The sequence below is a fragment of the Pseudomonas oryzihabitans genome (assembly GCF_007665395.1).
In the GTDB taxonomy this organism is placed as follows: Bacteria; Pseudomonadota; Gammaproteobacteria; order Pseudomonadales; family Pseudomonadaceae; genus Chryseomonas; species Chryseomonas psychrotolerans_C.
In genome coordinates this window covers 14,405-27,017 of the sequence record NZ_VDND01000009.1, presented here as the reverse complement: position 1 = coordinate 27,017, position 12,613 = coordinate 14,405, and the positions used below count along the sequence as shown (strand labels likewise).

Below are 12,613 nucleotides of genomic sequence, written 5' to 3'. Positions count from 1 at the left end.
GCTTTTCCGCTCAGGACAGCCTTTGAAGCGAAGCGCACCGGGACGATGCCCAAGCGAGGCGCTCTAGATAGCTAGCTAGCGACTGGTCGATATCACTTGGCCAGTAAGGATGACCGTTCGTCGATAAGCGCGTTGACGAACGGTCATGGGGGACGAAACCGCTCGCGCGGCCTTAGCTCACCACGCGATAGCAGGGCTCGTAGGCGGCGCCGCCCGGCAGCTTCATGCGGTGCTGCTCGACGAAGGCCTGCAGCAGCCGATCCAGCGGACGCATGATGTCGGGATCGCCGTGGATCTCGTAGGGGCCATGCTCCTCGATCAGCTGGATGCCCTTGGCCTTGACGTTGCCGGCGACGATGCCGGAGAAGGCCCGGCGCAGGTTGGCCGCCAGTTCATGGGGTGGCAGGGCATGGGTCAGCTGCAGCGCGGCCATGTTGGCGTGGGTGGGATCGAAGGGGCGCTGGAAGCCTTCCTCGATGCGCAGCAGCCAGTTGAAGTGGAAGGCGTCGTGGCGTTCGCGGCGGAATTGCTTGACCGCCTTGAGCCCCTGGGCCATCTGCCGGGCCACCTCGACCGGATCGTTGACCACGATCTGGTAATGGCGCTGGGCGGCTTCGCCGAGGGTGGCGCCGATGAAGGCGTGCAGTTGCTCCAGGTAGGGCGCGGCGCTCTGCGGACCGGTGAGGATCACCGGGAAGGGGATCTCGCGGTTGTCCGGGTGCATGAGGATGCCCAGCAGGTAGAGGAATTCCTCCGCCGTGCCGGCGCCGCCCGGGAAGATGATGATGCCGTGGCCGACGCGGACGAAGGCCTCCAGGCGCTTCTCGATGTCCGGCAGGATCACCAGCTCGTTGACGATGGGATTGGGCGCCTCGGCGGCGATGATGCCCGGTTCGGTGAGGCCCAGGTAGCGCCCGTGCTGGAGGCGCTGCTTGGCATGGGCGATGGTGGCGCCCTTCATCGGGCCCTTCATCACCCCCGGGCCGCAGCCGGTGCAGATGTCCAGGCTGCGCAGGCCGAGTTCATGGCCGACCTTCTTGGTGTACTTGTATTCCTCGGTACTGATGGAGTGACCGCCCCAGCAGACCACCATCTTGGGCTCCATGCCGGCGCGCAGGGTGCGGGCGTTGCGCAGCAGGTGGAAGACGTAGTCGGTGATGCCTTCGGAGCTCTCCAGGTCGATGCGCAGGCTGCTCTGCTCGCTCTCGGTGTAGACGATGTCGCGCAGGGCGCTGAACAGCATCTCGCGGGTGCTGGCGATCATCTCGCCGTCGACGAAGGCGTCGGCCGGGGCGTTGACCAGTTCCAGGCGGACGCCGCGGTCCTGCTGGTGGATGAGGATCTCGAAGTCCTGGTAGGCCTCGAGGATGGTCTTCGCGTTGTCGCTGTGGGCGCCGGTGTTGAGGATGGCCAGGGCGCACTGGCGAAAGAGCTGGTAGAGGTTGCCCGAGCCGGCGGCGCTGAGCTGCTGGACCTCGCGCTGGGAAAGGGTCTCCAGGCTGCCCTTGGGGCTGACCTGAGCGTTGATGACCTGTCTGCTTGGAGCCATAGCGGTTTCCCTAATCGGTGATACGGCCGAACGGCGACCGTAGCCGCGTGCGGATCGCCTCATGCGATCCGGCCATGTCATTGTTGGGGCCTTGGCCGCCGGAATGCAAACGGGGCGGTGTCAGGACGCCACGGTCACGTCCAGTACCCGGATCTGTTCCGCGGTCGGATAGTGCCAGTGCACCTCCACGTCCCAGAGGCGCACGCCATAGCGTCGCTCGGGCGCGGGTGTCTGGTAGGCCGGGCGCGGATCCTGGGCCAGGCACTGCTCGATCAGCTCCACCAGGGGCTCGCCGAGACGCTGGCCATGGGCTACGGCCTGGACGCGCGCCGCGTCCGCCCAGCCTACCACCAAGGCCGGCGGCGGCGCCTCGGCGATGGCGTTGTGGGCGCCAACGGGGCTATCGGCATAGGGAACATAGGGCTTGACGTCCAGCACCGGGGTGCCGTCGAGCAGGTCGATGCCCGAGAGCAGCAGGCGCCCCGGTTCGATACCATCGAGGCGGACCACCGACTGGCCGATGCCGTTGGGTCTGTGGGTGGCGCGGGTGGCGAACACCCCCAGGTATCTATTGCCGCCCAGCCGCGGCGGCCGTACCCGCAACCGTGGCTGGTTTTCCAACGCCTGGTGGAAGAGGAACAGCAGCCAGACATGGCTGACCTGCTCCAGGCCCTGGACGGCCTCGGGGCGGTCGAACGGCGGCAGCAGTTCCAGCACGCCACGGGCGGCCGGCGCCAGGGCCGGCTGGCGGGGGATGGCGAATTTCTCCTTGAAGCAGGAGCGGACGTGGCCAATAGGGGTGACGCTGTGCTGCATGGGTCTGGGCCGTCTGACGCGGGGCCCGCTATTATGCCCTGCTCGGACCCTCGGGGAGCGCCGCTGCCGGGTCGTCGGTGGCGTTGCGTCGCACACCCCGCAGATTCATCGCCGCCAGGCCCAGTTGCAGCACGATCAGCGCATAGGCCTCGGCCTGCAGGCCCCAGGCGATCCACAGGGCGTTGCTTAGCAGGAACACCCAGAAGCCCAGGTTGCGCCGGCCCTGGCGCTGGGAAGCCACCAGCCAGGCGGCGAGCAGGGTGATGGCCATGGCCGGCCATTGCAGCAGATCGAGCATTTCCATCGATGACCTTCAAAAGAATGACTAATGAAGGGGAGCCTTATCCGGGGGGCCGAGTTCCGGCAGCCGGATTCAGGGCGCCGGATGGCGCGCCCGGGCATAGGCGATGAAGCCGTCGATGTCGGCACTGCACAGGCGTTCCCCGGCGGCGAGGATGTCCGCCTCGGGCCAGTCCCACCAGGCGATGTCGAGCAGCGCCTGGCAGGTGGCCTCGGGGAAGCGCCATTTGATGAAGCGGGCCGGATTGCCGCCCACCACCGCATAGGGCGGTACATCGCGGGTGACCACGGCACCGGCGGCCACCACGGCGCCATGGCCGATGGTGACGCCGGAGAGGATCAGCGCATCGGTGCAGATCCAGCAGTCGCTGCCGATCACCACGTCGCCGCGACTGCCGCCGTAGTCCTTGATATGGGCCAGGTCGTCGACGAAGGCGGGAAAGGGATAGGTGGTGACCCAGTCCAGGCGGTGCAGGCCACCGAGCAGGATGCGTACCCCTTCGGCGATGGAGGTATAGCACCCCAGGCGCAACGTGGCGCCTTCCTTGAGATCGAACACCCGCGGCGCGCCATAGGTGCCGGCGCCGACCTCGTAGTCGGGCAGCTCGCGACGCAGGCGCGCGGTGCGCTGGTGCAGGCGAGGCAGGGCGGCCAGGGCCTGGCGTTCGCGTTTCTGGCGCAGCTTGTCGAGAAAACCCATGGCGATGCCCTGGCGAAAAGTATCCGGCAGGATACAGAAGCGCCAGGGCAGGCCTCAATCGCCGTATTCAGCCCTCGGCCCGGTCCTCGTCGGCCTGGAGTGGGATCGGTGGCAGGCCCAGCTGGTCGGCCAGGTCCTGCAGGTCGCTGGCTTGCAGATCCCAGTTGCCCGTCGATACCTCGCCGCCCGCCGGGCCGTTTTCCCGCGGCCGCTGGATGAAGGCGGTGGCCAGGCCCAGGTCCTGGGCGGCTTGCAGGTCGTCATTGTGGGCAGCGCAGAGCATCACCTGCTCGGGTTGCAGGTCGAGCAGGGCGCAGGCACCCAGGTACACCTCTGCAGCCGGCTTGTAGCGCTGGAACAGGTCGGCACCGAACAGCATGTCCCAGGGCAGGCCCGCGTGGCGGGCCATGTCCAGCAACAGGCTGACGTTGCCATTGGACAGGGCGCACACCGGATAGCCCTGGCGCAACCGCTGCAGGCCGGGCACCGCATCCGGCCAGGGGTCGAGCTGGTGCCAGCGGCGATTGATCCAGGCCACCTCGGCGTCGGTCAGGCCGACCAGGCCGTGGCGCGGCAGCAGTTCGTCCAGCGCCAGGCGGTGGACCTCGTCGAGGGGCAGCCAGGGCAGGGTGCGGGCGGCGATCTGCGGCAGGATGGCCTCGTAGGCTTCGCTGCGCCAGGCATCGGCCAGCCTGGCCCAGTCGGCCTGCACGCCATGCCTGGCCGACAGGCCCTGCAACCCTTCGATCAGGCTGCCACGCCAGTCCACCACGGTGCCGAAGACATCGAAAAGTAACGCCCGAACGGTCGTCGTCATGGGTAGACTCCTGCTGGTGGTGGTTTCCACCAGACGGAGCGCGGGTGACGAGGGTTCCCCCCGAGTGCCCGGAGGTCGCCCCTTGCCGAAGGATCCCTGCATGACATTGCGTCACCTCAGCCACTGGGTGTTCGACCTGGATGGCACCCTGACCCTCGCCGTCCATGACTTCGCCGCCATTCGCCGGCACCTGGACATTCCCGCGCAGGCCGACATCCTGCACCACCTGGCCGAGTTGCCGGCGACCGAGCGCGAGGCCAAGCACGCCTGGCTGTTCGCCCACGAGCGGGAACTGGCGGTGGCCGCCCAGCCGGCGCCCGGCGCCGTGGACCTGGTGCGGAGCCTGCACGCCCGTGGCTGCCACCTGGGCATCCTCACCCGCAATGCCCGTGACCTGGCACTGCTGACCCTGGCCGCCATCGGCCTGGAAGACTGTTTCGACCCCGGCGCGGTGCTCGGCCGCGACGAGGCGGCGCCCAAGCCCGATCCGGGCGGTCTGTTACGGCTGGCCGATCTCTGGCAGGTGGCGCCCGGGAGCCTGGTGATGGTCGGCGATCATCGCTACGACCTGGAGTGTGGCCGGGCGGTGGGCTGCACCACCCTGCAGGTCAACCAGCCCGGCGATCCCTGGCCCGCCGCCCGCGACCAGCGTTTCGAAACCTGCCAGGAGATCCTGTCGGCGCTTTGACGCCGGAAAATTAGCCGTTAGGCGCAAAGAGGCTATCGGTGGCCCGCTGGCTGGCTAAGATGCCGGCTTTGGATTCATGCCGGGCCCGTCGTATGAGCCTTCCTCGATCTCGCCACGATCACCCCCCTGCCAGCGACCTGCGCCAGTACGAGCGTCAGGCGCTGGAAAGTCTCGCGACCGGCTTGCCGCTGGCGCGGGTGCTGCACTCCCTGATGCAGCGGGTGGAGCGCCTCGCCCAGGTGCGGCTGCACGCCTGCATCCTGTTGCTCAGCGATGACGGCCGCTTCTTGGAGGACGGCGTCGCCCCGAGCCTGCCGGAGGCCTACAGCCAGGACCTCGGCCGCCTGGAGATCGGTCCCACGGCCGGTTCCTGTGGCACCGCGGCGTATCGGCGCGAGCCGGTCTACGTCGAGGACATCGCCAGCGATCCGCTCTGGGCTGGGGCCCGCGACCTGGCGTTGCGCCACGGCCTGCGGGCCTGCTGGTCGATGCCGATCCTGGCCCTCGATGGCCGCCTGCTGGGGACCTTCGCCAATTACTACCTGGAGCCGCGCCGTCCCTCGGCGGCCGAGCGCGAGGCCTTTCGCCTGGTCACCGAGACCGCGGCCCTGGCCATCGAGCGCCATCAGGCGGATCGCCAGCTGCGCGAGAGCGAGGACCACTATCGGCACCTGGTGGAGCTCAATCCGCAATACACCTGGACCTGCGATCCCATGGGTCGCGAGGTGATCTTCTCGCCGCGCTGGCAGCAGTTGACCGGCCGGGCCGACTTGCGCGCCGAGACCTTCTGGCGGCTGCTGCACCCCGACGACCGCACGGCGACCCGCCAGGCCTGGGCCACCGCCCTCGCCACCGGCCGGGCCTATGACCACGAGCATCGCGTACGGGTGGCGGACGGCAGCCATTGCTGGATGCGCACCCGCGCCTATCCGCGCCAGGACGAGACCGGTGCGGTGATCCGCTGGTACGGCACCACCGAGGACATCGACGATCGCCGCGAGGCCGAGGAGGCCCTGCGCCGCGAGCGCGCCACCCTGGAAGTCCAGGTGCAGGCCCGCACCGCGGAGCTGGAAGCGGCCAATCGGCAACTACGCGAGGAGATGCAGAGTCGCGCCCAGACCGAGGAGCTGCTGCGCCAGGCCCAGAAGATGGAGGCGGTCGGCCAGCTCACCGGCGGCATCGCCCACGATTTCAACAACCTGCTGGCCGGCATCCAGGCCAGCGTGGATCTGCTGCGCCGACGCCTGGCGCCCCAAGCCCTGGCCCAGGTCGACGGCCTGCTGGACACCGCCACCCAGTCGGTGAGCCGAGGCGCCAGCCTCACCCATCGTCTGCTGGCCTTCTCCCGCCGGCAGACGCTGCTGCCCCAGGCGGTCGACGTCAGTGCCCTGATCGCCGACTTCAAGGAAATCCTCCTGCACAGCCTGGGTCCGCAGATTCGCTGCCAGGTTGACCTGGCAGCGACGCTCTGGCAGGTCGACGCCGATCCCCACCAGCTGGAAAACGCCCTGCTCAATCTGGCCATCAACAGTCGCGACGCCATGCCGGCAGGGGGTACCCTCACCATCAGCGCCGCCAACTGGGTGCAGCCGGTCGCCGGGTCGACGCTGCCGGCGGGCGACTATCTGCAGATCGCGGTGAGCGACGATGGGCTCGGCATGACGCCCGAGGTCTTGGAGCGCGTCTTCGAACCCTTCTTCACCACCAAGCCGGTAGGCCAGGGCTCGGGTCTGGGCCTGTCGATGATCTATGGCTTCGTCCAGCAATCCCGTGGCCAGGTGACGGTGACCAGCGCGCCCGGCCAGGGGTGCCGGGTGAGCCTGCTGCTGCCACGCCATCCCGGTACCGCGCCGCAGGCGCCGACCACCGCGGCCGGCACCACGGCGGCGCGGGCACTGCCCACCGCCCGGGTGCTGCTGGTGGAGGACGATGCAGTGATCCGCGGCCTGCTGGTGCAACTGTTCGACGAACTCGGCTGGCACTATCGCGATGCCGTCGATGCCGAGTCGGCGTTGGCGGCGCTGCGCGAGGGCGAAGGCTTCGATCTGCTGATCACCGATGTCGGCCTGCCCGGTCTGAACGGGCGGCTGCTGGCCAACGCGGCCCGCACCCTGCGGCCTAATCTGCCGGTGCTGTTCATCACCGGCTACGTGAACGATGGCGAGCCGCAGTCCTGCCTGGTCGCCGAGGGCATGCAGCTGCTCACCAAGCCATTCAGCCTCGACACCTTCGTCGGCAAGGTCCAGGGTCTGCTGGGCAGCCGCGCGGTGCTCAGTCCCTGAGGATCAGCCGCCGGTGCCGAACAGCACCCGGCGGCCTTCCGCCGAGGTAAAGATGGCATCGCCGTTGTGACCGACGCCGGGCACCTGGACCAGGCGCTGGGGCAGGCTAGCGTGACGCCCCTGCAGGTAGCGGTAGTAGTTCAGGCCACGCGCCAGGCGATAGGGGCCCTGGGCCTCGGCGGCGCAACTCTTGTCCAGTGCCGGATGGTTGGGGTCGATGTCCTCGGCGCCCAGCAAATAGGTGAGGTCGAGACCGGCATAGTGCTGCTCCAGCGTCGTCGCGCTGCGTCCCTCGGCATAGGCCGGTAGTCCCTGCATGCCGTATTTCCAGGTATCGAAGTCCGCACAGGTCGCCGCACCGGCGAAGGGCGCGGGACGGCCCTGGGCGTCGGGCCTGCTGGCGTCGAAATAGGCATAGGACGAGGGATTGGCCACCACGAATCTCAGGCGGATACCACTACCCGCCAGCGGGCGCTCGCCCTGGCCGAGCACGGCATAGCGCTGCACCACCTGGCCGCCGCCGGAATGGCCGGCGATCACCACCTCTTGCAGATTGGGCAACAGGTGCCGATCCGCGAGGCGGGCGAGGAGGGCGTCGAACACCGCGAAGCTGCTCAGTGGTCGAGGCCCCAGCGCCGGCTCGCCGCCCATCCAGGCATTGCCCTGCCAGCGCAGCAGGTCGTCCGGCAGCTGATGGCGCTTGACGTCCTGGTCGTTGAGGAACTGTGGCGCTATCACCAGGGTGTCGGCGCTGGCGCCTGCCGCCTGGGTAGCGGTTTCCCCGGAGCGGAAATAGGTCGCGGCGTTGCGCAGCCGGCCATGGACGATCACCAGGGCACGGCGGATTTCCGGGTGCGGCCGGCTCCAGTCGGTGGACAGCTCCAGCGCGGCCTGGGCCGTGCCGATCGGCAGGCGGTCATCGACGATGCGGGCCACGCCCTCATGGGGCGCCGCCAGGGCGGTGTTGGCAGCCAGGATCAGGCACAGCGCGAACAGGCGACGCATCGACGAACTCCTCGGCAGGTCAGAGCGCCTGCGCAGCGAAGGTGTTGCAGCTCTCCACCTTGCCACTGTCGAAGCCGGTGCGGAACCACTTCACCCGCTGCGCCGAACTGCCATGGGTGAAGGAATCCGGCACCACGCGCCCCTGGGCCTGGCGTTGCAGGCGATCGTCGCCGATGGCGTTGGCCGCGTTCAAGGCCTTTTCGAGGTCACCCGGATCCAGCCAGTTCAGCCGCTGCTGGGCATCGTTGGCCCAGACCCCGGCATAGCAGTCGGCCTGCAGTTCCAGGCGGACCGACAAGCCGGTGGCGCCTTCGGTGGGAATGCCGCGACGGCGCGCCGCTTCCATCTTGTTGGTGGTGCCGGTAAGGTTCTGCACGTGGTGGCCGACTTCGTGGGCGATGACGTAGGCACGGGCGAAGTCGCCGTCGGCGCCGAAGCGCTGCTGCAGTTCCTGGAAGAAGGTGAGGTCCAGGTAGACCTTGCCGTCCACCGGGCAATAGAAGGGCCCGCTGGCCGCGGTGGCGCCGCCGCAACCGGACTGCACCTGGCCATTGAACAGCACCAGCTTGGGCGGCTGGTACTGCTCGCCATGGGCCTGGAAGATCCGGGTCCAGGTATTCTCGGTTTCGCCCAGCACCACGCGGACGAAGTCCACCTGGCTATTGTCCGCCGGCGCGGTGGTCTGCTGCTGGGTCGGGGCGCCCTGGCCGCTGAGGCTGATCAGGTTGCCGAGGATCTGGGTCGGGCTCTGGCCGCTGAGCAGGCCGAACACCACCACCAGGGCCACGCCGCCCAGGCCCAGCCCGCCGCCGATCTTCATGCCGCGTCCGCCGCTGGCCTGTTCCACGTTGTCGCTACGTTGTCCCTTGTCCCACTGCATGGCCGCCGCCTCGTGATTGTCGTCATCGCTAGGACCGCGGGGCGCGCCAAAAATGCGTTACCAGACATGACAACGCCCGCGACGGGCGCGGGCGTTGTCGATCAGGCGGCGAACACGGGTCAGGCCGCGGTCTGGCCCTGCTTGAGGCTCTGCATGTCGATCACGAAGCGGTACTTCACGTCGCTCTTGAGCATGCGCTCATAGGCCTGGTTGATGTCCTGGATGGCGATCTGCTCGATGTCCGAGACGATGCCGTGCTTGGCGCAGAAGTCCAGCATCTCCTGGGTTTCGCGGATGCCGCCGATGAGCGAACCGGCCAGTTGGCGGCGCTTCATCACCAGGTTGAACACGCTGGGCGCGGGGTGCGGCTCGGCGGGTACGCCGACCAGGGTCATGGTGCCGTCCCACTTCAGCAGGGTGAGGAAGGCGTCCAGGTTGTGCGGCGCGGCCACGGTGTTGAGGATGAAGTCGAAGCTGCCGGCGTGGGCGGCCATCTCGTCTTCGTTCTTCGACACCACCACCTCGTCCGCGCCCAGGCGCAGGGCGTCGTCCTTCTTGTTGGCGCTGGTGGTGAAGAGCACCACGTGGGCACCCATGGCGTGGGCGATCTTCACGCCCATGTGGCCGAGGCCACCCAGGCCGACGATGCCGACCTTCTTGCCCGGGCCGACCTTCCAGTGGGCCAGCGGCGAGTAGGTGGTGATGCCGGCGCACAGCAGCGGCGCCACGGCGGCCAGGTTCTCGGTATGGCTCACCTTGAGCACGAATTTCTCGTTGACCACGATGTGGTCGGAGTAGCCGCCCTGGGTGTTTTCGGCGCCACCGTAGAGGTTGCCGTTGTAGGTACCGGTGAAGCCGTTCTCGCAGTAGGACTCTTCGCCGGCGTCACAGGGGGCGCAGTGCTGGCAGCTGTCGACCATGCAGCCGACGCCGACGGTGTCGCCGACCTTGAAGTGCTTCACGTGGGCGCCGACCGCGGTCACCTTGCCGAGGATCTCGTGGCCCGGCACGGAGGGATACAGCGTGTTGTTCCACTCGTTGCGCGCGGTGTGCAGGTCTGAATGGCAGACGCCGCAGAAGAGGATGTCGATCTGCACGTCGTGAGCGCCCGGCTCGCGGCGCTCGAAGGAGAAGGGCGCCAGGGGCTGGTCGGGGGACTGGGCAGCGTAGCCTTTGGCTTGGCTCATGAGATACCTCATCTAGATGGTGGAACGGGGCGGCCAGGTTGGCCTGGCCGAATGACAAACCGGTGATCCTGCGCAGCGCAGGTCCGGGGTACCAATCGATCGTCTCGATAATCGTCATGCCGCCCATCGATGGAACTCGGGCGGGCAGGGATACGACGTTTTACGACCGGGCTTTCCCTGGCGATGTTCCCGCATGGATCCGTCTGGCCCCGGGTGTTCGCCAGTCTCAACGCGCCAACCGTGGCGCCACCGTGGGCAGCAGCCGAGTGGCCAGGTGGTCGAGGAGCAGCCGCACCCGCGGCAGCGTTTCCCGGCTGCGCGGCCAGACCAGGTTGATCGGCAGGCCATCGACGGCGCAGTCGGGCAGGACGTCCACCAGCGCACCGCTGGCGAGGTGCTCGGCGATCAGCCAGGTGGGTAGCTGGGCGATGCCATGCCCGGCCAGGGCGGCCAGCACCTCGCCTTCGCCATCACCCACCACCAGGCGCGGCTGGAACACCCAGCGCTCGCTTTCTCCCGGCTGCTCGCCGCGCAGGTGCCAGGGGCTGACCAGGCCATCGGCCTGGCGAAAGCCGATGCACAGATGATCGGCCAGGTCGCTGGGACGCTGCGGTCGGCCCTGCCGCGCGAGATAGGCGGGGGCGGCGCAGAACACCTGGCGCTGGGTGCCCAGGTAGCGGTGCCCCAGGCTGGCCGGCCAAGCGTCGGAGCCACCGATGCGCACCAGGATGTCGATGCCTTCGTGGACCGGATCGACGAAACGATCGGCGAAGGACAGATCCGGTTGCAGCAGCGGATAGCGCTGCAGCAGCTCCAGGATCAGCGGCAGGACGTGCAGGCGACCGTAGGCGGCGGGCAGGTCGATGCGTACCCGACCATGGGGCTCGCCCTCCTGGGTGGTCAGGCCCAGCTCGGCCTGCTCCAGCTCGGCGAGTACCGCCGTGCAGGTGCGATAGAAGCTCGCCCCGGCCTCGGTGAGTGTCAGGCGGCGCGTGGTGCGTTGGAACAGCCGCACACCCAGGCGGCCCTCCAGCCGAGCCACACTCTTGCCGATGGCCGAGGCGGTGAGGTTGAGGCGCTCGCCGGCGGCGGTGAAGCTACCCAGATCGGCTACGGTGACGAAGACGTCGAGGCCCTTGAGGCGTTCGGAGGAATACAAGCGCGGCTCCTGATTGCGGAATCTGATTCCCTCAAAACGGGAATTTATACCCAGGATACGCCGTTAATTCTCTAATAGGCTGGAATCAACCCTGAGGTAAGGCACTCCCTTATCTACAGCGCCTGCGACTGCCGCAGGCCGTCTCTCACCCCTATTGGAGGTTTCATGCGCAAGGGCACCGCTCTCATCGTCGGCGTCACCGGCATTTCCGGCTATAACCTGGCCCTCACCCTGGTCGCCTCCGGCTGGACCGTCTATGGCCTGGCGCGCAAGCCGGTGGAGCAGGAAGGGGTCATTCCGGTGGCCGCCGATCTGCTGGATGCCGAGTCCACCCGCCAGGCGTTGGCCGGCCTGCCCATCAGCCATGTGTTCTTCTGCACCTGGACTCGGCGCGCCACCGAGAAGGAAAACGTCGAGGCCAATGGCGCCATGATGGGCAACCTCTGCCAGGCCCTTGACGGCGCGCCGCTGCAGCACCTGGCGCTGGTCACCGGCACCAAGCACTACCTGGGTTCCTTCGAGGAATACGGCAGTGGCAAGGCCGAGACGCCCTTCCGCGAAAGCGAGCCGCGCCAGGCGGGCGCCAACTTCTACTACACCCTGGAAGACATCCTCTTCGCCGCCGCCGAGCGCCATGGCTTCGGCTGGAGCGTACACCGCTCCCACAGCATGATCGGCCAGGCCAAGGGCACCAACGCCATGAACATGGGCCTGACCCTGGCGGTCTACGCCTCCCTGTGCAAGGCCACCGGCCAGCCCTTCGTCTTCCCCGGCTCCCGAACCCAGTGGGATGGCATCACCGACGTCACCGACGCCGGCCTGCTGGCCGAGCAGCTGGAATGGGCCGCGCTGGCCCCGGCCGCGCGCAACCAGGCGTTCAACACCGTCAATGGCGATGTCTTCCGCTGGCGCTGGCTGTGGGGCGAAATCGCCGCCTTCTTCGACCTGGAGCCGGCGCCCTATCCGGAGCAGCCCATGCCGCTGGAAGCGCGGCTGAAGGACGTCGCGCCGGCGCAGTGGCGCAAGCTGGCCGAGGAGCACGGCCTGGTGGAAGCCGATGTCGACAAGCTCGCCTCCTGGTGGCACAGCGACGCCGACCTGGGCCGCGAGATCGAATGCCTCAACGACATGACCAAGAGCCGCGACCTGGGCTTCTTCGGCTATCGCGACACCCGGGCGAGCTTTCTCGATCTGTTCACCCGGCTGCGGGCGCAACGCCTGATTCCCTGA

12 protein-coding genes are annotated in these 12,613 nt (G+C 68.1%); 3 read left to right on the top strand and 9 right to left on the bottom strand.

The genetic code is table 11. The annotated features are described in order from the left end of the window. Positions 1-172 precede the first annotated feature (172 nt). From ppnN to FSV73_RS17885, 5 genes are all read right to left on the bottom strand, one after another. Entirely contained in the window at positions 173-1,549 is a 1,377-nt protein-coding gene (gene ppnN, locus FSV73_RS17905) for a nucleotide 5'-monophosphate nucleosidase PpnN (protein ID WP_145009255.1), read from the bottom strand. Positions 1,550-1,669: 120 nt separating this feature from the next. Further along, the gene (gene tsaA / locus FSV73_RS17900; protein WP_145009252.1) at positions 1,670-2,365 is read right to left on the bottom strand and encodes a tRNA (N6-threonylcarbamoyladenosine(37)-N6)-methyltransferase TrmO; all 696 of its coding nucleotides are present in this window, start codon (positions 2,363-2,365) and stop codon (positions 1,670-1,672) included. Between the two features lie 31 nt (positions 2,366-2,396). Then, positions 2,397-2,669: a hypothetical protein gene (locus FSV73_RS17895; protein ID WP_145009250.1), complete on the bottom strand. Its 273-nt coding sequence runs from the start codon at positions 2,667-2,669 to the stop codon at positions 2,397-2,399. 69 nt (positions 2,670-2,738) lie between these two features. Then, on the bottom strand, positions 2,739-3,365 hold the full coding sequence (locus tag FSV73_RS17890) for a CatB-related O-acetyltransferase (protein WP_145009248.1): 627 nt from the start codon (positions 3,363-3,365) through the stop codon (positions 2,739-2,741). A gap of 67 nt (positions 3,366-3,432) precedes the next feature. Continuing rightward, positions 3,433-4,182, bottom strand: coding sequence for a haloacid dehalogenase type II (locus tag FSV73_RS17885; RefSeq protein ID WP_145009246.1), 750 nt, complete (start codon positions 4,180-4,182; stop codon positions 3,433-3,435). A gap of 100 nt (positions 4,183-4,282) precedes the next feature. Between FSV73_RS17885 and FSV73_RS17880 the strand changes: the two genes are divergently transcribed. Together FSV73_RS17880 and FSV73_RS17875 are read left to right on the top strand one after the other, a co-directional pair. After that, positions 4,283-4,870 (top strand): HAD family hydrolase, encoded by a 588-nt coding sequence (locus tag FSV73_RS17880; protein WP_145009244.1) that lies wholly within the window; start codon positions 4,283-4,285, stop codon positions 4,868-4,870. 92 nt (positions 4,871-4,962) lie between these two features. Then, entirely contained in the window at positions 4,963-7,152 is a 2,190-nt protein-coding gene (locus tag FSV73_RS17875; RefSeq protein WP_145009242.1) for an ATP-binding protein, read from the top strand. Between the two features lie 3 nt (positions 7,153-7,155). Here the strand turns inward: FSV73_RS17875 and FSV73_RS17870 are convergent, their stop codons facing one another. The 4 genes from FSV73_RS17870 to FSV73_RS17855 all read right to left on the bottom strand — a co-directional run bounded on the left by FSV73_RS17870 (position 7,156) and on the right by FSV73_RS17855 (position 11,383). Then, entirely contained in the window at positions 7,156-8,157 is a 1,002-nt protein-coding gene (locus FSV73_RS17870) for an alpha/beta hydrolase (RefSeq protein WP_145009240.1), read from the bottom strand. 19 nt (positions 8,158-8,176) lie between these two features. Continuing rightward, positions 8,177-9,037, bottom strand: coding sequence for a KPN_02809 family neutral zinc metallopeptidase (gene ypfJ / locus FSV73_RS17865; RefSeq protein ID WP_145009238.1), 861 nt, complete (start codon positions 9,035-9,037; stop codon positions 8,177-8,179). A 119-nt stretch (positions 9,038-9,156) separates the two neighbouring features. Then, positions 9,157-10,224, bottom strand: a complete 1,068-nt coding sequence (locus FSV73_RS17860; protein ID WP_145009236.1) for an NAD(P)-dependent alcohol dehydrogenase — start codon at positions 10,222-10,224, stop codon at positions 9,157-9,159. Positions 10,225-10,450: 226 nt separating this feature from the next. Next, a complete protein-coding gene (locus FSV73_RS17855; RefSeq protein WP_145009234.1) occupies positions 10,451-11,383 on the bottom strand; it encodes a LysR family transcriptional regulator in 933 nt (310 codons plus the stop codon). Positions 11,384-11,548: 165 nt separating this feature from the next. Here FSV73_RS17855 and FSV73_RS17850 point away from each other — a divergent pair, with 165 nt between their 5' ends. Continuing rightward, on the top strand, positions 11,549-12,613 hold the full coding sequence (locus FSV73_RS17850; RefSeq protein WP_145009232.1) for an SDR family oxidoreductase: 1,065 nt from the start codon (positions 11,549-11,551) through the stop codon (positions 12,611-12,613).

What these genes read in the sequence shown, in the direction of transcription:
- ppnN (WP_145009255.1), bottom strand. Translation starts at nt 1,549, where the DNA reads ATGGCTCCAAGCAGACAGGTCATCAACGCTCAGGTCAGCCCCAAGGGC.
- tsaA (WP_145009252.1), bottom strand. Translation starts at nt 2,365, where the DNA reads ATGCAGCACAGCGTCACCCCTATTGGCCACGTCCGCTCCTGCTTCAAG.
- FSV73_RS17895 (WP_145009250.1), bottom strand. Translation starts at nt 2,669, where the DNA reads ATGGAAATGCTCGATCTGCTGCAATGGCCGGCCATGGCCATCACCCTG.
- FSV73_RS17890 (WP_145009248.1), bottom strand. Translation starts at nt 3,365, where the DNA reads ATGGGTTTTCTCGACAAGCTGCGCCAGAAACGCGAACGCCAGGCCCTG.
- FSV73_RS17885 (WP_145009246.1), bottom strand. Translation starts at nt 4,182, where the DNA reads ATGACGACGACCGTTCGGGCGTTACTTTTCGATGTCTTCGGCACCGTG.
- FSV73_RS17880 (WP_145009244.1), top strand. Translation starts at nt 4,283, where the DNA reads ATGACATTGCGTCACCTCAGCCACTGGGTGTTCGACCTGGATGGCACC.
- FSV73_RS17875 (WP_145009242.1), top strand. Translation starts at nt 4,963, where the DNA reads ATGAGCCTTCCTCGATCTCGCCACGATCACCCCCCTGCCAGCGACCTG.
- FSV73_RS17870 (WP_145009240.1), bottom strand. Translation starts at nt 8,157, where the DNA reads ATGCGTCGCCTGTTCGCGCTGTGCCTGATCCTGGCTGCCAACACCGCC.
- ypfJ (WP_145009238.1), bottom strand. Translation starts at nt 9,037, where the DNA reads ATGCAGTGGGACAAGGGACAACGTAGCGACAACGTGGAACAGGCCAGC.
- FSV73_RS17860 (WP_145009236.1), bottom strand. Translation starts at nt 10,224, where the DNA reads ATGAGCCAAGCCAAAGGCTACGCTGCCCAGTCCCCCGACCAGCCCCTG.
- FSV73_RS17850 (WP_145009232.1), top strand. Translation starts at nt 11,549, where the DNA reads ATGCGCAAGGGCACCGCTCTCATCGTCGGCGTCACCGGCATTTCCGGC.